General features: G+C 53.7%; 23 protein-coding genes. 19 read left to right on the top strand and 4 right to left on the bottom strand.

Annotated features, from left to right (window positions below; translation table 11 throughout):
• Positions 1 to 142: 142 nt before the first annotated feature.
• Both otsB and otsA read left to right on the top strand, forming a co-directional pair.
• Positions 143 to 937 carry a trehalose-phosphatase gene (gene otsB, locus ACT9TW_RS19660; protein WP_446493449.1) on the top strand — a complete coding sequence of 265 codons (795 nt, stop codon included), beginning with the start codon at positions 143 to 145 and terminating at the stop codon, positions 935 to 937.
• The gene (gene otsA, locus ACT9TW_RS19655; protein WP_446493448.1) at positions 912 to 2336 is read left to right on the top strand and encodes an alpha,alpha-trehalose-phosphate synthase; all 1425 of its coding nucleotides are present in this window, start codon (positions 912 to 914) and stop codon (positions 2334 to 2336) included. Before otsB ends, otsA begins: the two co-directional genes overlap by 26 nt.
• A 15-nt stretch (positions 2337 to 2351) precedes the next feature.
• Here the strand turns inward: otsA and uspC are convergent, their stop codons facing one another.
• Complete coding sequence (uspC, locus tag ACT9TW_RS19650; protein WP_446493447.1) at positions 2352 to 2780, bottom strand: universal stress protein UspC; 429 nt, start codon at positions 2778 to 2780, stop codon at positions 2352 to 2354.
• A 795-nt stretch (positions 2781 to 3575) separates the two neighbouring features.
• Here uspC and flhD point away from each other — a divergent pair.
• From flhD to cheW, 6 genes are all read left to right on the top strand, one after another.
• A complete protein-coding gene (flhD, locus tag ACT9TW_RS19645; RefSeq protein ID WP_446493446.1) occupies positions 3576 to 3926 on the top strand; it encodes a flagellar transcriptional regulator FlhD in 351 nt (116 codons plus the stop codon).
• A 2-nt stretch (positions 3927 to 3928) separates the two neighbouring features.
• Complete coding sequence (gene flhC, locus ACT9TW_RS19640; protein ID WP_014070721.1) at positions 3929 to 4510, top strand: flagellar transcriptional regulator FlhC; 582 nt, start codon at positions 3929 to 3931, stop codon at positions 4508 to 4510.
• 123 nt (positions 4511 to 4633) lie between these two features.
• The gene (gene motA / locus ACT9TW_RS19635; protein ID WP_094935636.1) at positions 4634 to 5521 is read left to right on the top strand and encodes a flagellar motor stator protein MotA; all 888 of its coding nucleotides are present in this window, start codon (positions 4634 to 4636) and stop codon (positions 5519 to 5521) included.
• Positions 5518 to 6447, top strand: a complete 930-nt coding sequence (gene motB, locus ACT9TW_RS19630) for a flagellar motor protein MotB (protein ID WP_182061532.1) — start codon at positions 5518 to 5520, stop codon at positions 6445 to 6447. Before motA ends, motB begins: the two co-directional genes overlap by 4 nt.
• A gap of 4 nt (positions 6448 to 6451) precedes the next feature.
• Positions 6452 to 8473, top strand: coding sequence for a chemotaxis protein CheA (gene cheA / locus ACT9TW_RS19625; RefSeq protein WP_446493445.1), 2022 nt, complete (start codon positions 6452 to 6454; stop codon positions 8471 to 8473).
• Between the two features lie 19 nt (positions 8474 to 8492).
• Positions 8493 to 8996, top strand: coding sequence for a chemotaxis protein CheW (gene cheW, locus ACT9TW_RS19620; RefSeq protein ID WP_182061530.1), 504 nt, complete (start codon positions 8493 to 8495; stop codon positions 8994 to 8996).
• 127 nt (positions 8997 to 9123) lie between these two features.
• On the opposite strand, the gene ACT9TW_RS19615 is transcribed toward cheW, so the two are convergent.
• On the bottom strand, positions 9124 to 10383 hold the full coding sequence (locus ACT9TW_RS19615) for a dicarboxylate/amino acid:cation symporter (protein ID WP_315686073.1): 1260 nt from the start codon (positions 10381 to 10383) through the stop codon (positions 9124 to 9126).
• 430 nt (positions 10384 to 10813) lie between these two features.
• On the opposite strand from ACT9TW_RS19615, the gene ACT9TW_RS19610 reads away from it, so the two are divergent.
• The 11 genes from ACT9TW_RS19610 (at position 10814) to cheZ (ending at position 22430) form a co-directional block, all read left to right on the top strand.
• Positions 10814 to 11386: a Csu type fimbrial protein gene (locus tag ACT9TW_RS19610; protein WP_446493444.1), complete on the top strand. Its 573-nt coding sequence runs from the start codon at positions 10814 to 10816 to the stop codon at positions 11384 to 11386.
• 8 nt (positions 11387 to 11394) lie between these two features.
• Positions 11395 to 11943 carry a Csu type fimbrial protein gene (locus ACT9TW_RS19605; protein WP_446493443.1) on the top strand — a complete coding sequence of 183 codons (549 nt, stop codon included), beginning with the start codon at positions 11395 to 11397 and terminating at the stop codon, positions 11941 to 11943.
• 16 nt (positions 11944 to 11959) lie between these two features.
• Positions 11960 to 12721 carry a fimbrial biogenesis chaperone gene (locus ACT9TW_RS19600; RefSeq protein ID WP_446493442.1) on the top strand — a complete coding sequence of 254 codons (762 nt, stop codon included), beginning with the start codon at positions 11960 to 11962 and terminating at the stop codon, positions 12719 to 12721.
• Complete coding sequence (locus ACT9TW_RS19595) at positions 12697 to 15081, top strand: fimbria/pilus outer membrane usher protein (protein WP_446493441.1); 2385 nt, start codon at positions 12697 to 12699, stop codon at positions 15079 to 15081. Before ACT9TW_RS19600 ends, ACT9TW_RS19595 begins: the two co-directional genes overlap by 25 nt.
• Positions 15078 to 16040, top strand: coding sequence for a Csu type fimbrial protein (locus ACT9TW_RS19590; RefSeq protein ID WP_446493440.1), 963 nt, complete (start codon positions 15078 to 15080; stop codon positions 16038 to 16040). The genes ACT9TW_RS19595 and ACT9TW_RS19590 overlap by 4 nt, the downstream gene beginning before the upstream one ends.
• 83 nt (positions 16041 to 16123) lie before the next feature.
• The gene (tar, locus tag ACT9TW_RS19585; RefSeq protein ID WP_446493439.1) at positions 16124 to 17791 is read left to right on the top strand and encodes a methyl-accepting chemotaxis protein II; all 1668 of its coding nucleotides are present in this window, start codon (positions 16124 to 16126) and stop codon (positions 17789 to 17791) included.
• Positions 17792 to 17835: 44 nt separating this feature from the next.
• Complete coding sequence (gene tap / locus ACT9TW_RS19580; protein ID WP_446493438.1) at positions 17836 to 19437, top strand: methyl-accepting chemotaxis protein IV; 1602 nt, start codon at positions 17836 to 17838, stop codon at positions 19435 to 19437.
• 19 nt (positions 19438 to 19456) lie between these two features.
• Positions 19457 to 20323 (top strand): protein-glutamate O-methyltransferase CheR, encoded by an 867-nt coding sequence (gene cheR / locus ACT9TW_RS19575; protein ID WP_217186435.1) that lies wholly within the window; start codon positions 19457 to 19459, stop codon positions 20321 to 20323.
• Positions 20320 to 21369 carry a protein-glutamate methylesterase/protein-glutamine glutaminase gene (locus ACT9TW_RS19570; RefSeq protein ID WP_014832418.1) on the top strand — a complete coding sequence of 350 codons (1050 nt, stop codon included), beginning with the start codon at positions 20320 to 20322 and terminating at the stop codon, positions 21367 to 21369. The genes cheR and ACT9TW_RS19570 overlap by 4 nt, the downstream gene beginning before the upstream one ends.
• A 16-nt stretch (positions 21370 to 21385) precedes the next feature.
• Positions 21386 to 21775, top strand: a complete 390-nt coding sequence (cheY, locus tag ACT9TW_RS19565) for a chemotaxis response regulator CheY (protein WP_182061520.1) — start codon at positions 21386 to 21388, stop codon at positions 21773 to 21775.
• 10 nt (positions 21776 to 21785) lie between these two features.
• Positions 21786 to 22430, top strand: coding sequence for a protein phosphatase CheZ (cheZ, locus tag ACT9TW_RS19560; protein WP_182061519.1), 645 nt, complete (start codon positions 21786 to 21788; stop codon positions 22428 to 22430).
• Between the two features lie 47 nt (positions 22431 to 22477).
• On the opposite strand, the gene ACT9TW_RS19555 is transcribed toward cheZ, so the two are convergent.
• Together ACT9TW_RS19555 and ACT9TW_RS19550 are read right to left on the bottom strand one after the other, a co-directional pair.
• Positions 22478 to 23635 carry a fimbrial protein gene (locus tag ACT9TW_RS19555; protein WP_446493437.1) on the bottom strand — a complete coding sequence of 386 codons (1158 nt, stop codon included), beginning with the start codon at positions 23633 to 23635 and terminating at the stop codon, positions 22478 to 22480.
• Positions 23625 to 26096 (bottom strand): fimbria/pilus outer membrane usher protein, encoded by a 2472-nt coding sequence (locus ACT9TW_RS19550; RefSeq protein ID WP_446493436.1) that lies wholly within the window; start codon positions 26094 to 26096, stop codon positions 23625 to 23627. The genes ACT9TW_RS19555 and ACT9TW_RS19550 overlap by 11 nt, the downstream gene beginning before the upstream one ends.
• Positions 26097 to 26182 lie beyond the last annotated feature (86 nt).

Below are 26182 nucleotides of genomic sequence, written 5' to 3'. Positions count from 1 at the left end.
CTATAGTTGACCCTCTAACCCACCGACCAGTTTCCCTGGCCGGTGGGTTCCTGAATGGCGAGCAACGTCACACTGTCTATACTTACATGGCTAATGATGAGGTAAAGGTTTTACCTCACGTAACCCTGTAAGGAGGAAGAGGGTGGCTGACCTGTTAACTGCACCGCCTGTACTGCCCGGACACTTTGCATTCTTTTTTGACCTCGACGGCACACTCGCCGAGATAAAACCTCATCCCGACCAGGTGGTCATACCCACTGCGGTTCTTCAGATGTTGTATCAGCTCTCACAGATGAATGAGGGAGCACTGGCATTGATATCAGGGCGCTCAATGGCCGAGCTGGACGCGCTCGCCAGGCCTTATCGCTTTCCGCTGGCGGGTGTCCACGGAGCGGAGCGCCGCGACATCCATGGCCAAACCCATATCGTTTCTCTCCCGGATGATTTAATTGCGCTGCTGCACACGCAGCTTACGTCTGGGCTTGCCCGGCTTCCGGGCATGGAGCTTGAAGCCAAGGGCATGGCCTTTGCGCTGCACTACCGTCAGGCACCGCAGCATGAAGCGGCGGTGCTTGCGCTGGCAAAGACGCTGGTGGATGCGCATCCTCAGCTGGCGCTTCAGCCAGGAAAATGTGTGGTCGAGATAAAACCAGCGGGGATCAACAAAGGCGCGGCCATCAACGCCTTTATGGGAACCGCACCGTTTAAAGATCGGACGCCGGTATTTGTGGGGGATGACCTGACAGATGAAGCCGGGTTCAAGGTCGTCAACCGGGCCAAAGGCATGTCGGTAAAGGTTGGGCCGGGCGAAACCAACGCCGGATGGCGTCTGGGAAATGTCAGTAGCGTCTGTCAGTGGATAACAGATGTCGCTAATCAGCAAATCGCACAACACAGCGGGAGGAGCCAGTATGGGTCGCTTAGTCGTCATCTCTAACCGGATCGCGCCGCCTGATGATAAGAAGTCTGGTGCAGGGGGGCTGGCGGTAGGGGTGTTAGGTGCCTTAAAAGCCGCCGGAGGCCTTTGGTTTGGCTGGAGCGGTGATATCAGTAATGAAGATAAACCCCTGAAGAAAGTGACGCGGGGTAACATCACCTGGGTATCCTTCGCCCTCAATGAAAAAGATTACGAAGAGTATTACTCTGAGTTCTCGAATGCCGTGTTATGGCCTGCGTTTCACTATCGACTCGATCTGGTGAATTTTCAGCGTGGATCCTTCGAAGGCTATATGCGCGTCAATGCGCTGTTGGCGGATAAACTGCTGCCATTAATTGAGCCCGACGACACTTTATGGGTGCATGATTACCACCTGTTACCTTTTGCCAGAGAGCTGCGAAAACGGGGCGTAAATAATCGGATAGGTTTTTTCCTGCATATCCCTTTCCCTACGCCCGAGATATTCAACGCGTTGCCGCCACATGAGGAATTACTGGAAGGATTATGTGACTATGACCTGCTGGGATTTCAGACCGAAAATGACCGGCTGGCATTCCTCGACAGCGTCTCAGGCAAAACCCGGCTGGTAACACAATGCGGCAAGTCGCATACCGCGTGGGGGAAACCGTTCCATACTGATGTGTACCCCATCGGCATCGAGCCTGATGAAATCGCCGGGCAGGCCGCGGGGCCATTGCCGCCGAAACTGGCGCAGCTTAAGAATGAACTCAAGCATGTTAAAAATATCTTTTCGGTTGAACGATTAGATTATTCCAAAGGCCTGCCGGAGCGTTTTCTTGCCTATGAAGCGCTGCTGGAAAAATTCCCTCAGCATCACGGTAAAATTCGCTACACCCAGATAGCGCCCACTTCACGCGGTGAGGTGCAGGCCTATCAGGACATTCGTCATCAGTTAGAAACGGAAGCGGGGCGCATTAACGGTCGCTACGGGCAATTAGGCTGGACACCGCTCTTTTATTTAAACCAGCATTTTGAACGTAAGATCCTTATGAAGGTATTCCGCTATGCCGATGTCGGTCTGGTCACACCGCTGCGCGACGGCATGAATCTGGTGGCGAAAGAGTATGTCGCCGCGCAGGATCCTGCCGATCCTGGCGTGTTGGTGTTGTCACAGTTTGCCGGGGCGGCAAACGAATTGACCTCTGCGCTTATCGTGAATCCTTACGATCGTGATGATGTTGCGAATGCGCTCGATCGTGCACTGAATATGCCGCTTACTGAGCGTATTTCACGTCATGCGGAGATGATGGAAACACTCCGTAAAAATGACATCAACCACTGGCAGGCGCATTTTATTCGCGACCTGCGCAGTATCACGCCGCGGGATACGGAACAGCGTTTGCAAAAAAAAGTCGCGACATTCCCTAAGCTGGCATGACCCCCTCCGGGGGTATTATTTACCCCCGAGAGGTACTAACAGCACGTCAACTTGGCTTGATGCAACAATCGATTTTGCAGAACAAGACGCTCTGGAAAAGAAACTGTGGTTATGATTACCGCAAATAACCAGATCAATATTCTGTTTTCGGCACATGTTAAGAATATGTTCGTTTAATTCACCTGTCGCAATGATGGTGTCATAAACAGGATATTGCGCCTTCTCAACCAGCTCCCGCAGAAATTGCTGTGTCTCTTCCTGCAATACCTCACGAATATCTTCAAGCATGGGTGCGGCCAGTTGATTGTACATCTCTGGCTCAGTAGCAAGAGTTATCAGGGTGATCCGGGCATTGGTGGGCCTGGCGATGGAGACAGCACGGGCGACAAGTTGGTGGCTTTCGGGTGAAACAGCAACAGAAACAAGAAGATGGGCGTAGCTCATCACGCACTCCTTTGGCATCTGAAATACGGTGTTTCAATCAGCATTACCGCGAAATTGCCGCTTCTGCAAGAGGTGAATACGACATTAGTGTGAACCTTATCATAATTATTCATTAATTATTCTTATAAGAGGAATATTCAAATAATGCAGCTGAATGATAAAAATTAACAACTTAACGTAAATAAAACAAACATTGTGTCGGGCTGCTAAATCGTTTTAACGGGTTATCAACACAAGCGGGATGATCACGCAAAGAAATTTGTTAAATGCAATATATATATAACTATATGTTTTTAATGGATTATGATCGAATGTCTCTATCATAGAGATATCGTCAGGGGCAAACTCGCTAATCATCAGGCCGCTAAGCAATTGTCATACCCAACTACTTCATACTTCTGCATGAGTATTCGTCCATTAAGAATATAAAATAGTGTCAACAGCTCAATAAATAATCAATTTACAAGTCATGCTGATGGATTTATCGATAACATTCGCTTAAATTATGTGATGGAGATCACATTTTTTTTAAATTTTGGGTGGGGCCGCATTGTATGTGTTAGAGCTGACGAGTAGAGTTTGCGTCGAATTAGGAAAAATCTTAGTTATTTGTAAGAAATGATAAAACGTGTAAACAACGCAGCAGTGTGTTGAATATTGCGCGTTTTGCTACATACAAACCTTAATTCAACTATGCATTTGGCCTTCTTTTTTTATACCGGGTGATTTCCCGGCGACATCACGGGGTGCGGTTTTTCCGCTTAAAAATAATAGTAGTTATTCGGGATGGGAAAAATGCATACATCCGAGTTGCTAAAACATATCTATGACATCAATTTGTCATATTTACTGCTCGCGCAGCGTTTGATTAGTCAGGACAAGGCGTCCGCGATGTTTCGTTTAGGTGTTAGCGAAGAAATGGCAACCATGCTGGGTGGGTTAACCCTTCCACAGATGGTGAAGCTGGCGGAAACGAATCAACTAGTATGTCAGTTCCGTTTTGATAATCCTCAGACTATCACGCGTTTGACTCAAGATTCTCGTGTTGACGATCTGCAACAGATCCATACCGGTATTTTACTTTCTACCCGCTTGCTCACTGAAATCAGCCAGCCTGATGACGCAGCCCGTAAGAAAAGGGCGTAAAAATGAGCGAAAAAAGCATTGTTCAGGAAGCGCGTGATATACAGCTGGCAATGGAACTGATCACGCTGGGTGCTCGTTTGCAAATGCTGGAAAGCGAAACCCAGCTCAGCCGTGGTCGCCTCATCAAACTGTACAAAGAATTACGTGGCAGCCCACCGCCAAAAGGGATGCTACCGTTCTCAACGGACTGGTTTATGACCTGGGAACAGAACATCCACGCGTCGATGTTCTGCAATGCCTGGCAATATCTGCTGAAAACAGGTCTTTGCAGCGGCGTTGATGCCGTGATCAAAGCGTATAAACTTTACCTTGAGCAATGCCCACAGCAGAATGACGACGGTCCGCTGCTGGCCTTAACTCGTGCCTGGACGCTGGTGCGTTTTGTTGAAAGCGGAATGCTTGAACTGTCACGCTGCAATTGCTGTGACGGTAATTTTATTACCCATGCTCATCAGCCTGCTGGCAGCTTTGCCTGTAGTTTATGCCAGCCTCCATCCCGAGCCGTAAAAAGACGTAAACTTTCCCGGGATGCTGCCGATATTATTCCACAACTGCTGGATGAACAGATCGAACAAGCTGTTTAACCCGAACGTGTGGGCAAGACTCCAGCAGCGGTAAGAAATTACCGCTGCTTTTTTTTACCCCGCATTCCGGTCACACACTCGAAATGAACGTCCTGCCTTAGTCACTAGCGGAAGGATGATGTCGTGCTTATCTTATTAGGTTACCTGGTAGTTCTCGGTACAGTTTTCGGCGGTTACATGATGACCGGCGGGCACCTTGGAGCACTCTATCAACCGGCTGAACTTATTATCATCGGCGGCGCAGGGGTAGGGGCTTTTATCGTTGGTAACAACGGTAAATCGATCAAGGGGACGCTGAAAGCTATTCCACTGCTGTTCCGTCGCTCGAAATACACCAAAAGCATGTATATGGACTTGCTGGCGCTGCTCTATCGCCTGATGGCGAAGTCGCGTCAGCAGGGAATGTTCTCGCTGGAGCGAGACATTGAAAATCCAAAAGAGAGCGAAATCTTTGCCAGCTATCCGCGCATTATTGCCGACGCAATGATGCTGGATTTTATCGTTGATTATCTGCGCCTTATCATCAGCGGCAACATGAACACCTTCGAAATCGAAGCGCTGATGGACGAAGAGATCGAAACCCACGAAAGCGAATCCGAAGTGCCAGCAAACAGCCTTGCGCTTGTGGGTGACTCCCTTCCGGCCTTCGGTATCGTTGCGGCGGTAATGGGGGTAGTACACGCCCTGGCGTCTGCGGATCGTCCGGCGGCAGAACTGGGTGCCCTGATTGCGCACGCAATGGTCGGAACCTTCCTCGGTATTTTGCTGGCCTACGGTTTTATTTCTCCGCTGGCAAGCGTGCTGCGTCAGAAGAGCGCGGAAACCACCAAAATGATGCAGTGCGTGAAGATCACGCTGCTCTCTAACCTCAACGGCTATGCACCGCCGATCGCTGTCGAATTCGGTCGTAAAACGCTTTACTCCAGCGAACGTCCATCGTTTATCGAGCTGGAAGAACATGTGCGTGCGGTGAAAAACCCAAATCAACAGACGACAACTGAGGACGCATGAAAAACCAGTCCCATCCGATCGTCATCGTAAAAAAGCGCAAGCACAAGGGCGGCGGGCATGGTTCGCACGGCTCCTGGAAAATTGCTTACGCCGACTTTATGACCGCAATGATGGCGTTCTTTCTGGTGATGTGGCTTATCTCCATCTCCAGCCCGAAAGAGCTTATCCAGATTGCTGAATATTTCAGAACCCCGCTGGCGACGGCGGTGACAGGGGGGCAGCGTATCGCGAATAGCGACAGCCCAATCCCTGGCGGCGGTGATGACTACACCCAACAAAAGGGTGAAGTGAAAAAAGAGCCGAACATTGACGAGCTGAAAAGACGGATGGAACAGGCGCGCCTGAAAAAACTGCGTGGCGATCTGGATCAGTTGATTGAAGCCGATCCGAAACTGCGCGCATTACGCCCGCATCTGAAGATAGACCTGGTGCAGGAAGGTTTGCGTATACAGATTATTGATAGCCAGAACCGCCCAATGTTTAAAACCGGCAGTGCTGAAGTTGAACCTTATATGCGCGACATTTTGCGTGCAATTGCGCCGGTTCTGAACGGGATCCCAAACCGCGTCAGCTTGTCAGGACACACGGATGATTTCCCGTATGCCACGGGTGAGAAGGGATACAGCAACTGGGAACTTTCTGCCGACCGTGCCAACTCCTCGCGTCGCGAGCTGGTGGCGGGTGGGCTTGATGATGGCAAGGTACTGCGCGTGGTCGGCATGGCCGCAACGATGCGCGTCTCCGACCGCGGGCCAGATGATGCCATCAACCGTCGTATCAGTCTTTTAGTGCTGAACCAGCAGGCGGAGCAGGCCATCCTGCATGAAAACGCCGAAAGTCAGAATGAGTCACTGGACGATTTAAAACAGCCTGGGGCCGTACCTTCGGCTGCCGTTCCAACATCGCCACCAGCCAATCCGAGGTGATAGCGTGAGCATGGATATTAGCGATTTTTATCAGACATTCTTTGATGAAGCCGACGAATTGTTGGCTGACATGGAGCAACACCTTTTGGATCTGGTGCCTGAAGCACCGGATTCAGAGCAGCTCAATGCCATCTTCCGTGCGGCGCATTCTATTAAAGGCGGAGCAGGGACGTTTGGTTTTACCATCTTGCAGGAAACAACCCATTTAATGGAAAACCTGCTCGATGAAGCGCGCCGCGGTGAGATGCAGCTCAATACCGACATTATTAACCTGTTTTTGGAAACCAAAGATATTATGCAGGAACAGCTCGACGCCTATAAAAGCTCGGCAGAGCCTGATGCCGCCAGCTTTGAATACATCTGCAACGCGCTGCGTCAGTTAGCGCTGGAAGCAAAAGGTGAAGCAGCGGCTCCCGCTGTTAGCCCGGCAACCCTGAGCGTTGTCGATTCCGCTGAAGACGTCGCGCCTGCCGCTGCGGCAAGTAAGTTGCGCGTTGTGCTATCTCGCCTTAAAGAGAGCGAAGTCAATCTGCTGGAAGAAGAGCTGGGTAATCTGGCCAAATTAAGCAATGTGGTGAAGGGGAAAGACAGCCTTGCCGCAACGCTTGAAGACGGCATTAGCCAGGACGACATCGTGGCAGTGCTGTGCTTTGTAATCGAAGCCGATCAGATTGATTTTGAGAAAGAAACTGCTCAAGCCCCTGCGGTGGCAGAAGCGGTTGTTGCGGTCGCTGAAGTGGCGGCTCCTGCTGTTGTTCCTGCCGCGCCAGCGCTGAAAGCGGTGCCAAAAGAATCAGCAGCACCTGCCCGCGGTGAAAAACCGGCGGCACGTTCAAGTGAATCCACCAGTATTCGTGTTGCGGTCGAGAAAGTTGACCAGCTGATTAACCTGGTGGGCGAACTGGTGATTACCCAGTCCATGCTTGCCCAGCGTTCCAACGAACTGGACCCGGTCACTCATGGTGATCTCATCACCAGCATGGGTCAGTTACAACGTAACGCCCGCGATTTGCAGGAATCGGTGATGTCCATCCGTATGATGCCGATGGAATATGTCTTCAGCCGTTTCCCGCGTCTGGTGCGCGATTTGGCCGGTAAACTGAACAAGCAAATTGAACTGACGCTGATGGGCAGCTCTACCGAACTGGATAAGAGCCTGATCGAGCGCATCATCGATCCATTAACGCACCTGGTGCGTAACAGCCTTGACCATGGTATCGAACTGCCGGAAAACCGCGTTGCTGCGGGGAAATCACCGGTCGGTAACCTGATTTTGTCTGCGGAACACCAGGGCGGCAATATCTGTATCGAAGTGACCGACGACGGTGCTGGCCTGAACCGCGAACGTATTCTGGCGAAGGCAATGTCTCAGGGTATGGCGGTAAGTGAAAACATGACCGATGAAGAAGTGGGGATGCTTATTTTCGCGCCTGGCTTCTCGACGGCTGAACAGGTGACGGACGTTTCCGGCCGTGGCGTGGGCATGGACGTGGTGAAACGTAATATCCAGGAGATGGGTGGCCACGTTGAGATCAAGTCTAAACAAGGTTCCGGTACGACCATTCGCATCCTGCTGCCGCTAACGCTGGCGATTCTGGATGGTATGTCTGTCAAAGTTGCTGGTGAAGTCTTCATTCTGCCACTGAATGCGGTAATGGAATCTCTGCAACCGCGTGAAGAAGATCTGCATCCACTGGCGGGTGGCGAGCGCGTACTGGAAGTGCGTGGCGAGTATCTGCCACTGGTTGAACTGTGGAAAGTATTCGAAGTCGATGGTGCGAAAACCGAAGCGACGCAAGGCATTGTGGTTATTTTGCAAAGTGCAGGACGCCGCTATGCGCTGCTGGTCGATCAGTTGATTGGTCAGCACCAGGTCGTGGTGAAGAACCTCGAAAGCAACTACCGCAAGGTGCCGGGAATTTCTGCCGCCACCATCCTGGGTGATGGTAGCGTTGCGCTGATCGTTGATGTATCAGCGCTTCAGGGATTAAATCGTGAACAACGTGTGGCATACACAGCCGCCTGATTAAGAAAAAGGTAATAACATGACCGGTATGAGTAATGTAACGAAACTGGCGGGCGAGCCATCTGGACAGGAGTTCCTGGTCTTCACTTTAGGCGATGAAGAGTACGGAATCGACATCCTTAAAGTGCAGGAGATCCGTGGTTATGACCAGGTTACGCGTATTGCTAACACCCCATCTTTTATCAAGGGCGTGACGAACCTGCGCGGTGTGATTGTGCCAATCGTTGACCTGCGTGTGAAGTTCAGCCAGGGCGACGTGGATTACAATGACAACACCGTGGTGATTGTCCTGAATCTGGGCCAACGTGTTGTGGGTATTGTTGTTGATGGCGTGTCTGATGTGCTGTCACTGACCTCTGACCAAATCCGTCCTGCGCCAGAGTTTGCGGTAACGCTGTCCACCGAATATCTGACCGGTCTGGGTGCGCTCGGCGAGCGTATGCTGATTCTGGTGAATATCGAGAAGCTGCTGAACAGCGATGAGATGGCGCTGCTGGATATCGCAGCGAGTCATGTAGCTTAAAACAAAGCCGGGTGGCGCGAACGCTTACCCGGCCTACGTGTGCGAGCCATTTGTAGGCCGCCGGCCTACGTGTGCGAGCCATTTGTAGGCCGGGTAAGGCGAAGCCGCCACCCGGCTTTTTTACATCTTAAGCTTCCTGCTCTACCAGCTCAGCTTCCGCTTCCCGCGCACCTTCGTTCTGTGACAGCATCGCCGTCGCAATCCCGTTCCCCAGCACGTTAATTGCAGAACGCCCCATATCCAGGAAGTGGTCAATCCCCATCAGCAACAGAATACCCGCCACCGGGATATTAAAGCTTGGAATGGTCGCAGCCAGCACCACTAGCGAAGAGCGCGGCACACCCGCAATCCCTTTGGAGGCCAGCATCAGCGTCAGCATCAGAACGGTGACTTCGGAGAAACTCAGATGAATGTTGTACGCCTGGGCGATAAACATAGAGGCAAAAGAGCAATACACCATCGAACCCACCAGGTTAAAGGAATAACCAATCGGCAGAACGAAAGAGGCAATATTGCGTGAACAGCCAAAGCGCTCCAGCTGTTCCAGTGTTTTTGGATAAGCGGCTTCAGAACTGCTGGTGGTAAACGCGACCAGTACCGGATCTTTCAGCATACTGACCAGACGAAACACCTCTTTTTTCAGCACCATGTAACCCACCGCCAGCAGCACCATGCAGGTGAGCAGGATGGCAACATAGTAACCGCCAATAAATGACGCGTAGTTCAGCAAAATGCCCAGACCCTGCGTGGCAATGACGGATGAAATCGCCGCGAAAATGGCCAGTGGTGCAACGTACATCACGTAGCCTGTCACCTTCAGCATGATGTGCGAAACCACATCCAGCGCGGCAACCAGCGGAGCATTGAATTTTTGACCCAGTGACGCGCCTGCAATACCGAAGAACATCGAGAACACCACAATTTGCAGGATCTCGTTATTCGCCATCGCGCCCGCAATACTGGTTGGAATGGTGTGAGACAGGAAGGCTTTCAGCGTCATTCCCCCCACGGCCAGGCCGGTATCAACCGCTTCTTTCGGGATAGTCAGGTTCAGGCCGCTACCCGGGTGTTCCAGGGTGACAATAAACAGCCCCACCAGAATAGAAAGCACGGAAGAGCTGATAAACCACACCATCGCTTTGCCGCCAACGCGGCCAATGGTAGAGGTTTCGCCCAGCTTCATAATGCCGACGGTTAACGTACTGAACACCAACGGCGCTATCACCATTTTAATCAGTCGCAGGAAAATATCGGTCAGCAGCGTGATGTTATCCGCCCAGGCGGTAATGACATCCTGTGATGCGTACTCGTGAATTACTGCCCCTGAAAGAATACCCGCCAGCATGAATATCACGATGAAGAGTGTGAGTTTGTTTGCACTTGCCACGAAAAAAGACCCTCTATGCGCTTAAGATTCATCCCCGCGCCGATACATATAGATTTTTTATTACAGCGCAGGAAAATATTCGGCACATAAATTGACGTAAAGCGAGTGGGGATACAACTGGTTTTTAATTTTTATTAATTTTGTTGCTAATGCCTCAACGATATATTGTGATGCTTATCACGTTTTTATGGATATATTCTCAGGATGAGACGCATTTACTTCCCGTAAATTGTTTTAACTGATTGTTTTTTAATTAACTAAGTTGTCAATACGGCAAAAGTTGCACGTATCCTGGCAAGGGTGGTTGAAGCGGTATCCATCAACTAAATTCACAATAACCCCCTTTCGGGATTGTTCAGTGGGGCTAACATCTTGAACAGTATAAATAAAATGTGGTAAGCGAACGGCGACATCTTCTGGAGGGGGAAAAATGAAAAGAAAACGCCTTTTAATATTTGCAGGCACCCTGCTTATCGCCACGACCGCCTGGCAGGCGCTGGCGGTAACCAGTAGCGGCACCATCGGCGCGACACTGACTCTGACCAACGGTTGTTTGATCAACGGATCACCTACTCAAAACGGAATTAACTTCGGGACGCTGGATTTCGGGACCCATCCTGCGACCTTTTCTACGCTGACTACCCAGTTGACCGGGGCCAGCGGCGGTAACTCCTTCAGTATTCAATGCACCACCGCCAGTTATACGGTGGCGATAACCGGCAATACCAACTCCACCGCTCCGACCACCGTGGTAGGGACACCAGGTACGCCCGCGCGTTATCTGATTAATACCACCGACGCGGCACAGGGTGTGGCATACAGCTTGTACAGCGACAGCGGATTTAACAACATCATCGCCAATAACGCGGCGTTGCCGGCAGCGTCGACGACGGGCGAGGTGAGCAGTTACACCCTGTACGGACGCATCACCGGAGGCGGCAACAGCGTTACGGTTGTCCCGGGAACCTACACTGACACCATTAACGTCAGCGTAACCTACTAGTTCCAGTCATGAAGGCATTCTGGTTATGTCTGCGCGAAAGCGCAGAGGGTTTCCTGCAACCTTTTTTTGTCCTCGCTGTGGGGCTGATGCTAGCGCCCATCTCCGGGGCGGTGACGTCGCAGCCATTTAAGGTCAGTGCGACCATTGTGCCGGGCTGCTCGGTAATTTCCGGAACCGGTGGGCTGTTGGGTACGCTGGATTTTGGCACACGTACTGGGGTAGAAAGCGCCCCGGTCAGTACCAGCTTTGTGCCCAACGGGGCATTGTCCATTGCCTGTACGCCAGGCGTGGCGCTGAGTATGAGCATTGATGGTGGACAGAATTACGCTTCTGTACGGCGAATGAAACGTTCAGGCGGAACCGATGTTGTGGCGTACCGACTCTACAGCAACAGTTCTCTGGCCGCGAACAGTGAGATTGGGGTCAACCAGGCGGTCGCGGTGACCTATACCAACAGCAACAACATCTCACTGCCACTCTTCGGTGTGGCGCTCCTGACCGGGTTTAGCCCGGCAGGTGTGTATTCTGATCAACTCGTCGTGACGTTGTCATGGTGATTAAGGGAGAAAATCGATGCAGCCATTATTCAGGCGTATTTGTCTGGTAAGTATGTTGGGAGTCACCGCCGTTGCAACAGGCCAGGCGCACGCGGCTGCGACCATTCTGTTATGGCCCATCGACCCGTGGCTTTCGGCAGACACCAAAGCGACGGAATTATGGATCCAGAATCAGGGCAACAGCGCGACGACCATGCAGGTACGCATTGTGCGCTGGAAGCAGGAAGAAGGGTTTGAACGCTATACCGCACAGCAGGATGTTGTCGCCAGCCCGCCGATTGTCACCATCGGCAAAGACAGCAAGCAGCTTATCCGTCTGATCAAACAGGGCGCTGTCCCGATGGGCGTCGAACAAGCCTACCGCATTATCGTGGATGAAATTCCCCAGCCTGATGCCAAAGCTGAACCGACCATCGGCCTTAAACTCCAGATGCGCTACTCCATTCCGCTCTTTGTTTACGGGCAAGGGATCCCGACAATAAAAGAGGGTGCGCATCATGCGCTGGTGGAGAGTAAAAATCTGAGCTGGCGGGTAACGCAGGAAGGAGGGCATCCTGCGCTTGAGGTTCGTAATCAGGGAGATGTGCACGTCAGGCTGAGTCAGGTGACGCTGGAGCAGGGCGGGCAGAAACGAACGGTTGCTGATGGATTGCTGGGGTACGTGCTGCCCGACAGTACCCGCAGGTGGCCGATCCCGGCGGGAATTCGCCAGCCAGAGCAGATGAGCGCGCAGATTAATGCCAGGGATACGCAATGGCAGTCGACGCCCGTCAACTGAAACCGGCGATGATTATCCTGCTCTGCGTCAGTACCAGCACCTGGGCCGAGCCTGGCGATGACAGTTTGCCGCCGCCACCGCAAGCCCAGGCAATAAAAGGTGAAGCCGTTTTCCAGCTTGCTCTCGTACTGAATCACTATGACACCGGGCTGGTGGTGCCCGTCACGCAACGCGATGGCGCTTACTTTATTTCCAGCGCCGATCTGCTGCGTGCCGGGCTTCCCCCCGAGCATGTGCCGAATGGGGACGTCAATCTTTCTACGCTTTCTCAGGTGCGCGTGGAGTACGACAGCGCCGCACAGCGGCTGTTGATAACCGTGCCTCGCGACTGGGTTTCATCCCGCATCACGCCGTTTAGCGGCCTGGCAGCACAGAGCAAACCTCATTATGGACGGGGGGCGCTGCTGAATTACGATCTCTATACCAATCATACCGACCACATTGGCGGCCAGGCGTCTCTCTGGCATGAGTTCCGCTACTTCAATGAAAACGGCTCGTTTTCATCTACTGGCTACGCCCGACAAAATTTCTCCGGGGACAATGGTCAACAGGAAGGTTACGTTCGCTATGACACCACCTTGTTGATGACTAACGAAGACGATGCAACCACCTGGACTGCCTGGGATGTGATAAGTGATGCCCTGAGCTGGAGCAGCAGTGTACGGATGGGCGGGATAAGCTACGGGCGTGATTTCTCTCTGCGCCCGGATCTGGTGACCTGGCCGCTGCCGGAGTTCTCGGGGGAAGCGGCCGTGCCCACCTCCGTCGATCTGTTTATCAACGGCTATCGTTCGGGCTCTACTCAGCTCCAGCCCGGGCCATTCACCCTCACGAACCTGCCCTATATCAACGGCGCCGGGGATGCCGTGCTGGTGACCACCGATGCGCTGGGTCGACAGGTCAGCACGACGCTGCCGTTTTATGTCACCAGTGATGTGCTCAAACAAGGGCTGAGTGACGGCGCGGTGACGCTCGGGAGCCTGCGGCGTAATTATGGAATCAAAAGTTTCGACTACGGTCCGGCGGCAGGCAGCGGATCGTATCGCTATGGCCTTACAGACTGGCTGACGCTGGAAGGACACGCAGAAGGCGCGCAAGAGCTGGCACTGGGCGGGGCGGGAACGGTGGTGAAGCTCGGACGTTTTGGTGTGGTGAATACGTCATATACCCGCAGTCAGATGCGTGGGGACGATGGCGGGCAAATCAACTGGGGTTATCAGTACAGCACCAGTGAGTTTAACCTTGCCACCCAGCATAGCCGGCGAGGTCGCGGCTTTGGCAACCTGGCACTGTATGACCAGCCGACGGTCTATGATGAAAACAACCGTCCGATTGCCAGTTTTAGCCGCAATACTGACCAGTATTCGCTGACCTTTAACCTCGGGCAGTACGGCAATTTTGGCGTGGCCTGGATCGGTGTTGAGAGTTTTGATAACCAGAAAACGGAGCTGCTGAATCTCTCCTGGAGCCGCAATCTGTGGGGGGCCAGCAGTATCTATCTGGCGGCCAGCCGCGACCAGCAGCGGGGGGACTGGACGGTCGCACTCTCGCTACAGGTACCGCTGGGTGAACGTGACAGCGCCGCCGTCACCTTTGAAAATACCCCGGATGCAGGCAGCACACAGCGCATCAACTACAACCATTCCATGCCTTCCGATGGTGGGTTTAGCTGGAATATGGCGTGGGCCAACCAGTCGCGGGCGAATAACTATCAGCAGGGAACGCTGGGCTGGCGCAACAATAATATTGAATTGCAGGGCGGGGGATACGGCGAACAGGACATGATGACCTGGTGGGGCGAGGCGATGGGCTCCCTTGTGCTGATGGACGGCGAGTTGTTTGCCGCCAACAAAATCAATGATGCGTTCGTGGTGATCAGTACTGATGGCCATCCGGATGTTCCCGTTAGCTATGAGAACCAGCCGGTCGGCAAAACCAATAACAATGGTTATCTGCTGGTGAGCGGCGTGTCGGCCTATTATCCGGCGAGCTACAGTATTGATACCCTGAATCTGCCTGCCGATACCCGGCTGAAAGAGACCGAGAGGCGGGTGGCTATTCGTCGTCACAGCGGTTATCTGGTCGATTTCCCGATGGAGCAGGAACGGGTGGCAAGCGTGATTCTGCATGATGCGCAGGGGCAGGATATTCCGGTTGGAAGCCAGGTGAGACGCGCCTCGCGCAGCAATGCGGTGGTGGGGTATGACGGCATTGCCTGGCTGGAAAATCTCAGCGACGTGAATCCGCTGGATATTACCACCCCGGAAGGCAAACACTGCACGGCGACGCTGACCATTGGTGCAAACCCGGATCATAAGCTGCAAACCTATGGGCCACTGGTGTGCCGGGAGGGGCCATGAAGCGCCTGCTGCTGGTGATTATGCTGCTCTTTTCCGGCGGCAGTGGGGCGGTGTGTACCATCAGTACTGTGAATGCTGCATTTGGCAGCGTAGGGTCATTTTCCCTTAGCGGAACCGGGGAGGTGGAAACTACCGGCACTCTGGTGGTTTCCTGTGATGCGATACTCAATCTGTTGACTAACGATTCGGTGACGCTGAGCTACACGTCGGCTTCGGTATCCGGTAACAGCCGCGCCACGATGAAACGCACCGACAACGCAACCATCACCGATGTGATCCCCACGCGGCTATGCGGTTTATCGGGCTGTGCAAGCAACAGTGAAGTGCAAATCAGCAAGACCTACACCTGGAGTGGTAACACGCTGCTGGGGCTGCTGGGGTCGAAGCAGTACAACATTCCGCTCTATTTCCGAACCGTGGCCGGGCAAAACGTGACGGCAGGGCCGTATCAGGTGCTGTTGACCTTCAGTATTAACTACAATGTCTGTTCTGTGGGGGTTCTGGGGCTGTGCACTACGCCGCAAACGGGGACGGCGACGACAAGTATTCTGCTCAACATGACCGTGACCAACGACTGTAGCGCCATGACTACGCCGGACGTGAACTTCAACAGCGCACCGCTGGTACAAAATTTCCCCACCATTTCGCAAGCCATCGCCGTGACCTGCACCAAAGGCAGCACTTACACCATAGGAATTAACAATGGTGCCAACGCGCTGAACAATGTGCGTCGTATGGTTAGCGGCAGTAACTATATGAGTTACGACATCTACAAAGAAGCGACCACCAGCCGCTGGGGCGGCAGCGGCACCGAGCGCTGGGCCAGCTCAGCCTCTTCACAGCTGAGCACTGACGGCCTGCTGCGTACCTATAACTACACGGCCAAAGTGCTCACCAACCAGACTACCCCACCTGCCGGGACCTACAGCGATACGCTAATTGTCGACGTGGCGTTTTAACCGGTGCTTTTCCCTTTCGCAAATGTAAAGTTCCTGTGGTCAGTGCCGATAACACCGTTAATAAATCTATGAGAAGGTGTTGTATGTTGAACCGTATCCGCGTTGTCACAATGCTCATGATGGTGCTGGTCATTTTCGCGCTTCTTCAGCTCATTTCAGGCGGGCTTTTTTTCTCGTCGTTAAAAAATAATCAGGACAGCTTTGCCGCATCAAACGATCTGCGTTTGCAACAAAGCGAGCTGACATCGACCTGGGATCTGATGCTGCAAACGCGCATTAACCTGAGCCGCTCTTCTGCCCGCATGATGATGGACCCCAATAACCAGCAGAGCACCGCGAAAACGGATCTGCTGAAAAATGCCCGCGCAACGCTTGCCGATGCCGCGAAACATTACGACGCCTTCAAAAAAATCGCCCCGCAGCCTGCCATGGAGCAGGTGAGCAGCAACATCGATGAAAAATACACGGCTTACTTTGCAGGCCTGACGGAGCTGATTCAGTTCCTGGAAGGCGGCAACATGGATGCCTACTTTGCGCAGCCAACCCAGGGGATGCAAAACGCCCTCGGTGCAGCGCTGGGTGAATACGCCAAAGCCAGTAGCGACCTGTATCACACCTCCTTTACGGAAAGTCAGAACGATTACCGCTTCGCCAAATGGCAGATGGCCGTACTGGCGCTGGCGCTGGTGATTGTGCTGGTTGGCGTGTGGTATGGCATTCGCCACATTCTGCTGAATCCGCTGGGCCGCGTGATTGCCCATATCCGTGAAATCGCCAGCGGCGATCTGACCAAAACGCTGACCGTATCAGGGCGTAATGAAATCACGGAGCTGGCGAACACCGTTGACCACATGCAGCGCTCGCTGATTGATACCGTGACCAATGTGCGTCAGGGATCGGATGCCATCTATACCGGCACCAGCGAAATTGCGATGGGCAACAACGACCTTTCTTCTCGTACCGAACAGCAAGCTTCGGCGCTGGAAGAGACGGCAGCCAGCATGGAAGAGTTAACCGCGACCGTGAAGCAGAACGCGGATAACGCCCGTCAGGCTTCTCAGCTTGCCGAAAGCGCTTCCGACACCGCACAACGCGGTGGTCGTGTGGTAGATGGTGTGGTGAAAACCATGCATGAAATCGCCGACAGCTCGAAGAAAATCGCCGACATCATCAGTGTTATCGATGGTATTGCCTTCCAGACCAACATCCTGGCGCTGAATGCTGCCGTTGAAGCGGCGCGTGCCGGTGAACAGGGCCGTGGGTTTGCGGTGGTGGCCGGTGAAGTGCGTAACCTGGCAAGCCGCAGCGCCAACGCGGCGAAAGAGATTAAAGCGCTGATTGAAGATTCTGTTTCCCGTGTGGATACCGGCTCCGTGCTGGTTGAAAGCGCAGGGGAAACCATGAATGACATCGTGAATGCCGTTACCCGCGTAACGGACATCATGGGTGAAATCGCCTCTGCATCGGATGAGCAGAGTCGTGGTATTGACCAGGTCGCCCTGGCGGTATCTGAAATGGATCGCGTGACACAGCAAAACGCCGCGCTGGTGCAGGAGTCCGCCACGGCGGCGGCTGCACTGGAAGACCAGGCGAGCCGTCTGAAGATGGCCGTCTCGGCGTTCCGTCTTGCTTCAAAAACGACAAATACGGCCATCACGCGTGCAATGCACAGTGGGTCAGCGACTGCCCCGGCAGCGGCTCGCACCCGCACCGTGACGACCGGACAAGATGAAAACTGGGAAACATTTTGACTGAACTTTAAACCGCGGCTGCTTGCCGCTTAATGGGAGCGTGGATGTTAAATCGTATTCGTATCTCGACCACACTGTTTTTGATTCTGATCCTTTGCGGTGTGTTGCAGGTTGGCAGTAACGGGTTGTCTTTTTGGGCGTTTCGCGATGGCTATCAGAATTTGCAGGAAGTTGAGGCGAGTAATCAACAGCGCTCCGCACTGGCACAAACGCGTGCCGTGCTGTTGCAGGCAAGCACTGCGCTGAACAAGGCGGGGACGTTGACCGCGTTAAGTTATCCGCCGGATGACATTAAGGCACTGATGGCAACGGCGCGCGACAGCCTTAAACAGGCTGACGCGCAGTTTAAAGCCTTCACGTCTCAGGAGGCTGTCAGCGAGAAAGGCAAAACGCTGAAAGTCGCCATGAAGAAGAACTTTGAGCAGTGGCACAGCGATCTGGATCACCAGGCGACGTGGCTTGAGAACAACCAGCTTTCTGATTTTATGACTGCGCCAGTGCAGGAATCACAGGCGGCCTTTGATGGCAGCTTTAACGCATGGCAGCAGGACATCAACCAGTTTGTTGAGCGCGCAGGGGCAGACAGCCGCACCAGTTACCACATGTCCGGCGTGATTTTTGCCGTGGTGGTGATTCTGGCGGCATTGCTGACCGGGGGGGCACTCTTCTGGTCGCGCAGGATGATTGTGCAACCGCTGGCGATCATCAGCAGCCATTTCGACAGCATCGCGAAGGGCAACCTGGCGCGCCCGGTTGCGGTGTACGGTAAGAACGAGATTTCGGCGATTTTCGCCAGCCTGAAGGCGATGCAGGGGTCACTGCGTGAAACAGTGACCGATGTGCGTCAGGGCAGTTATGCCATGCACACCGGGATTTCAGAGATTGCGGCAGGCAATAACGATCTCTCTTCAAGAACCGAGCAGCAGGCGGCCTCGCTGGCACAAACGGCCGCCAGCATGGAGCAACTGACGGCAACGGTAAGCCAGAACGCCGATAACGCGCGTCAGGCATCTGACCTGTCAAAACAGGCCGCGCAAACGGCGAAGAAAGGGGGCGACCAGGCGACTCACGTTGCCAGCACTATGCATGAGATAGCCGCCAGTTCACAGAAAATTGGCGACATTATCAGCGTGATTGACGGTATTGCTTTCCAGACCAACATTCTGGCCCTGAACGCCGCCGTGGAGGCAGCGCGCGCAGGGGAACAGGGGCGCGGGTTTGCGGTCGTCGCCGGTGAAGTCCGTAACCTGGCAAGCCGCAGTGCCAACGCGGCAAAAGAGATTAAGGTACTGATTGAAGAGTCGGTGTCTCGCGTTGAGCAAGGCTCTGCGCTGGTGGACACGGCAGCAAAAACGATGACCGAGATTGTCACCTCAGTGACCCGGGTTAACGACATCATGGGTGAGATTGCCTCCGCGTCAGATGAACAACGTCGCGGGATCGAGCAGGTAGCCCAGGCGGTCAGCCAGATGGATCAGGTGACACAGCAGAACGCCTCACTTGTGGAAGAGGCGGCCGCGGCAACCGATCAGCTGGCAAACCAGGCCGATCACCTGACCGGGCTGGTCGCGGTATTTAATGTAAATGAGCACGTTGAAGCAGTAACAGAAGTCGGGCGGTCGCAGGCCGTGCCAGTTGGAACCTGAATGTGATTAAGAAGGCGCTATGACATCACCAATGCCCTCAGGGCAAACGTCATTACTGTTACAGATGACACAGCGCCTCGCGCTGTCCGACGCGCATTTTCGTCGGATATGTCAGTTAATCTACCAGCGTGCGGGGATCGTGCTTGCCGATCATAAGCGAGACATGGTTTACAACCGGCTGGTGCGGCGCTTGCGCACTCTCGGGCTGGATGATTTTGGCCGCTATCTGAGTATGCTCGAAGCGAACCAGAACAGCGCGGAATGGCAGGCATTTATTAACTCATTAACCACTAACTTGACCGCGTTTTTCCGCGAAGGGCACCACTTTCCGGTGCTGGCGGATCATGCGCGTCGTCGTAGTGGAGAGTATCGCGTCTGGAGTGCGGCAGCTTCAACCGGTGAAGAGCCGTACTCGCTGGCGATCACGCTGGCGGACACGCTGGGGATGGCACCAGGACGCTGGAAAGTGTTCGCCAGTGATATCGACACTGAAGTGCTGGAGAAAGCCCGTAACGGGGTCTATCGCCAGGATGAACTGAAGACGCTCTCGCCTCAGCAGCTCCAGCGTTACTTCATGCGCGGTACGGGTCCGCATGAAGGGCTGGTGCGCGTGCGCCAGGAGCTGGCGAACTGCGTGGAGTTCACCTCTGTAAACCTGCTGGATAAGCAGTACAACGTTCCGGGGCCGTTTGACGCCATTTTTTGCCGTAACGTGATGATTTATTTTGATAAAACGACGCAACAGGACATTCTGCGTCGCTTTGTTCCGTTGCTCAAGCCTGACGGTTTACTGTTTGCCGGGCACTCGGAAAACTTTAGCAACCTCGTGCGTGAGTTTAGCCTGCGTGGGCAAACGGTATATGCGCTGAGTAAGGAAAAAGCATGAGTAAAATCAGGGTGTTGTCTGTCGATGATTCGGCGCTGATGCGCCAGATCATGACTGAAATTATCAATAGCCACAGCGATATGGAGATGGTGGCAACAGCGCCTGATCCGTTAGTTGCGCGGGATTTAATCAAAAAATATAACCCCGACGTGCTAACGCTGGATGTCGAAATGCCGCGCATGGATGGCATCGATTTTCTGGAAAAATTAATGCGTCTGCGCCCGATGCCGGTGGTGATGGTGTCATCCCTGACGGGGAAAGGATCCGAAATCACGCTGCGCGCGCTGGAGCTGGGGGCGGTGGATTTTGTCACCAAACCTCAACTGGGTATCCGGGAAGGGATGCTGGCCTACAGCGAGATGATCGCCGAGAAAATCCGCACTGCATCGCGCGCAAAGCTGGCGGCTCATACACCGACCGCAGTACCGGCAACACTGAAGGCTGGCCCGTTACTCAGCTCGGAAAAACTGCTGGTGATTGGTGCATCAACCGGGGGAACAGAGGCAATTCGCCATGTACTCCAGCCATTGCCGCTTTCAAGCCCAGGTATTCTTATTACGCAGCATATGCCGCCAGGCTTTACCCGCTCGTTCGCGGAGCGTCTGAACAAATTGTGTCAGATAAGCGTGAAAGAGGCGGAGGACGGCGAACGTGTTCTTCCGGGGCACGCGTATATCGCGCCGGGCGACAAGCATATGGAGCTGGCGCGCAGTGGCGCGAACTATCAAATCAAAATTCATGACGGGCCGCCGGTTAACCGGCACCGTCCGTCGGTGGATGTGCTGTTTCATTCGGTGGCGAAACATGCGGGGCGCAACGCCGTTGGGGTGATCCTGACGGGGATGGGCAACGACGGTGCCGCCGGAATGTTAGCAATGCACCAGGCTGGCGCCTGGACGATTGCGCAGAATGAAGCAAGTTGTGTGGTGTTCGGCATGCCGCGCGAGGCCATCAATATGGGTGGCGTGAGCGAAGTGGTCGATCTTAGCCAGGTAAGCCAGCAGATGCTGGCGAAAATCAGTGCCGGACAGGCAATACGTATTTAAAGAGGAGTGTAGTTTTATGGCGGACAAAGAGCTCAGATTTTTGGTTGTGGATGACTTTTCCACCATGCGTCGCATCGTGCGCAACCTGCTGAAAGAGCTGGGCTTCAACAACGTTGAAGAAGCAGAAGACGGCGTGGATGCGCTGAACAAACTGCAGGCTGGTAGCTTTGGGTTTGTAATTTCTGACTGGAACATGCCTAACATGGACGGTCTGGAACTGCTGAAAACCATTCGCGCAGATGCAGGTATGGCATCACTGCCGGTGCTGATGGTGACCGCAGAAGCGAAGAAAGAGAACATCATTGCAGCAGCACAGGCGGGCGCAAGCGGCTATGTGGTGAAGCCATTCACCGCTGCAACCCTGGAAGAGAAGCTCGGTAAGATCTTCGAGAAACTCGGCATGTGAGGTGATGAATATGTTGCAACCTACTATGAAACCTGTTGAAGAACATTCACCGAGCGACATTATTGCCCGCATTGGTAGCCTGACGCGTATGTTGCGTGACAGCCTGCGTGAATTAGGGCTGGATCAGGCCATTGCTGAAGCGGCGGAAGCGATTCCGGACGCGCGCGATCGTCTGGACTATGTTGTGCAGATGACTGCTCAGGCGGCTGAACGTGCACTGAACAGTGTCGAAGCATCACAGCCACACCAGGACGCTATGGAGAAAGGGGCTAAATCCCTGACCAAACGCTGGGACGAGTGGTTCGAAAATCCAATCGAGCTGGCGGATGCCCGTGAGCTGGTGACCGATACCCGTCAGTTCCTGGGGGATGTGCCGGGTCACACCAGCTTCACCAACGCGCAATTGCTGGACATCATGATGGCGCAGGATTTCCAGGACCTGACTGGTCAGGTTATCAAGCGCATGATGGATGTGATTCAGGAGATTGAGCGTCAGCTGCTGATGGTTCTGCTGGAGAACATCCCGGAACCGGCTGCGCGTCCGAAACGCGAGAACGAAAGCCTGCTCAATGGCCCACAGCTCGACGCGACCAAAGCGGGCGTTGTGGCAAGCCAGGATCAGGTGGACGATCTGCTGGACAGCCTTGGTTTCTGATTATGCTGTTACCCTCAGGTTGTTTGTTCAACCTGAGGGTATTTTGACTAACGAAGATCCATTTTTACTGTGACGTTACCCTCAAAGCTCCCGGAACCGGGTTTCGCACTGGTGGTGCTGACTGGCGCGGCTTTAATGCGAATCACACCATTTCCTTGTTCATCCACCGTGACGGGAAACGCATAGCTGCCGTCCAGCGCAATATCCTGATTCTGTTCATCGAACACCCTTACGCCGATATCATCCCTTCCGATCATTTTCGCAATCACGGGATTACTGCTGTCTATGACCCCCTGATCGGCACTCAGCGTGAGTTTAATCCTGTCATTTTTACCTACGGTGTTACTGCCGCACTGGTAGGAAATGTCGACATCTTTCAGCGTAAAGCCTTTCGGTTGTTGTCCCTTATTCACAAACTGACTGGAGACCAGGTCGCCAAAATCGACCTCGATGGTACTTCCCTCGTTAATCGTGCAACTTAGAGGGGCAGTAAGAGAACCGCTTAACCAGATATTTGATACCTGTTCAGCGTTGGTTGGGTCGCAGCTGCCGGAGCCGTAGTAGAGGCAGGCATAGTTTTGTACCACGATGGTCGGGGGAATGATGGCTTCTCCCAGAATGGTTTTTTTGACCAGAAATCTCGCCACAATGACATTCCATCGGAATTGCCGCTTCACGGGGAGAGTGCTTTCAGGGCGGGTGCTTTCACTGCAAACGCTGGCAGTGCCCTCAGTGGTTTTTATCTTTTCGATCAATTTATCCATCGACGAGAGCGACGAAGGGTACGCGTTGATATCGAGTTTGGTTAAATTCGCCCCATCAGGCGAGTTAATCGCATCATTGTAGCCGGATACGTGAATATCCAGCGAGTCTGTAAGATAACCATAGCCGCTGGCACCGGGGCTAAGCGGGCTGCCGGCAAGCGTCAGCTCCATGATTGCTGTACTTTCATCCAGACCTTTTGGGCAGCTACAGTTAGCTTCCATTTCGCTACCGCTACCGACAAGGTGCTCGTTATCATTTACCGCATTACCCACAACGTTATCCGTGGCGGAGAGCTCCCGGCTATAGGAAATCTGGTAATCCTGAGGGGCCGCGAAGCAATTCTTTAATACCGTTGCGGCTTGTCCTGTAAGGGGGAAGGCGAAGGCGTACAGGAGGACCTGAAGGCGCGTCAAAACAGATTTCTGGCGTTTACTGATCATGCGGTTGTTCCTGCTGGCATATCACGCGGGCCTGGCGGATCCCCGTGGGGTTGTTTGAATTTTGCAAATCGGAAAGCGTGATGGGCGCCGTGCAGCGTTGATCGCTGGTGTCTCCCCAGACGACGTCAAGTTCAGCATTTTTGCTTATCCCTGCAAGGTAGAGCGTGCCCATATCGTCGACAATTCCTGTCATACTGGACGCTCTCATCGTCGCTATCGCACCGAAAGGGACGTTCCTGCCATCCTGGCGGGTAAGTGTGATCAGGGCACGGTAACCAACATGGGCGTCAAAGCTCGCGGTCACGGCGGCATTTCGCGAAGGTACTACGGTGATCGAGGTGTCGCTGGTATCCACATCTCGTGGCAGGCTGGTGGTATCGATGCGTATGCGGTTTTCCTGATAGGGCGTGAGTGAGGGGATCACCGCATTTCCCTGCCAGTCTGTCTGGACTCCCCGCTGATTCTTGAAGCGAACCCCCGCCGCACCGGAAGCACTGACGATGGCAAACTGATCGCCTAATGGTTGGGCAAGAGTGATCCCGTGTGGATGAGCTACGATTGCGCCGCTGGCGCCGTAACTGAGCTGCTGGCTGTTATCTGATGAGTAGTAATAGCCCGCATTGAGATTGGCGTACTGCGAACGATAACTGCCGTAGAGGCTGCTGCTATCGTCAGCATCGTGGTTGGCATGGCTCTGTTGCAACGAATAGCTGAGCCGTTCATCGTCCAGAAGGGTGCCGCTGAGACCCAGGTTTTGTCGGGTGTAACCCTTTTTACTGTTGCTTAAGGAATAACTGCTCCACGCTCGCGGCAGCCATTTGCTGAGTGGGATGCTGAAACCAAAGGAGACCATCTGATCGCTGCTGTCGTCGCTGGTTTTACTGTAGGTGTAAGCCATGTGCAGGCTGACCCCTTCCACAACGGTGTTTGCGCCAGCGGAAAGGCTGCGCTCTTTACGCGAGCTTCCCCAGTAATCCTGCTGATAGCCATTCAGATAAAAACTACTGCCAAACAGGCTCTGGCTGATACTGGCCTGAAGACGGCTGCGTTTGTTGTACTGATACAGCCAGTCGTTTTCATTACCTTCATACTTCTGGTTGGCATCAGCAAAACTGTAATAGCCCGCCGTGGAGTAGCGATAACTGCCGAGCGTGAAGTTGGTCTCTGTGGCATCGACTTTCCCTGAGTAGAGCAGGCGGTAAGACTGCCCGGTGCTTTCTTCCCCATTATCCAGCCGGGTTTTGGCCACCGTCACGTCCGCTGAAAGTGAACCCACTACGCCGAGTGCAATTCCCGCGCCGCTGTTAACCGCCTGATAATCCTCAGACGTGGTGACACCGCCAAACAGCGTCATGACATTGTTCAGACCATAGATGGCACTACCCTGCACAAACGTGGGTTCTTTTTGACCGCTGCCGCTGTCGGCGCGGTAGCGTGCAGCGGTCACTTCATACTTCAGATGGCCGGGACGCTGCATCACGGCGACACTAGAGTAGGGCTGGGTGAAGTGGTGCTCGCTGCCGTCGGCTTCTTTCACCGTGACCTCAAGGTCGCCGCTGTTAGTCGTCGAGTAGAGGTCGTGTATCTCAAACGCCCCAGGCGCAACGCTTTGCTGATAGATGAGATAGCCGTTCTGACGAATGGACACCTCAGCACTGGAACTGGCTATCCCTCGTATTACGGGGGCATAACCCCGCTGGCTGTAGGGCAGCATCTCTTCGTCGGATGCTATATTCACCCCGCGATACTGGAGACTGTCAAAAACCTCTCCTCGTGTACTGTTTTCACCAGCGGTGAATTGTGCTTTCAGGGCATCAATATCATGCTGTAGATAGGTATTAATGGTACTCCAGTGAGCGGCGTCCTGCGTTTTGCTCCAGGTTGAGTAGTTGCGAAGCCGCCAGCCACCAAGATTGGCGCCGCTGCGCAGATTTAGGTACTGACTGGTGGTCGTATTCTGCGCGTCGTCATTATGGCGGGTACCCGAAAAGGCATAATCCGAGAACATGACCGGCACACCGTCGTTCCACCTTGACGGGTCAATATAATCCTCGGCATTGCTGACCATACCCGCCTGCGGAATGCTAAGGCTCAGCGTCATTTTGCTGAAATCAAGTGCTGAGGAGGCGAAAGGAATAAAATCGCCGAGGGGTTTATCGAGCGGCGTCTGAACATCGTAGTCTGCAAGTTTAGGGTACATATCGACATCCACCCCCCACTGACGCAGCATATCCGGCGTGATCTCTGCGACCAGCTCGCCCGTCGGGCTGTTCACATAATGTATGTCGGCATCGCGCATCCGCGTTTTGTTGATGACGATATGGGATGAATAACGGCCAGGAGGCTGAGCGTTGGGCTTCGAAAAGAGTGAAAGGTCGATGTCCTGCTGAGCAAGCGTGCTGCCTTCCAGTGAAGAGGGTGAAAAAAGGTATTCCCGTGCGAGAAGGGGCGTAGAGGTCATCAGTAAAACGCCGCAAAAGCAATGTACCAGCGATGCGAATGTGTTGTTCCGTTTGCCGGGTAAATGGCATAGTCCATTCGTCATTT

The organism is Enterobacter sp. C4G1, from assembly GCF_052886895.1.
This window is presented reverse-complemented; position numbering and strand designations above follow the sequence as displayed.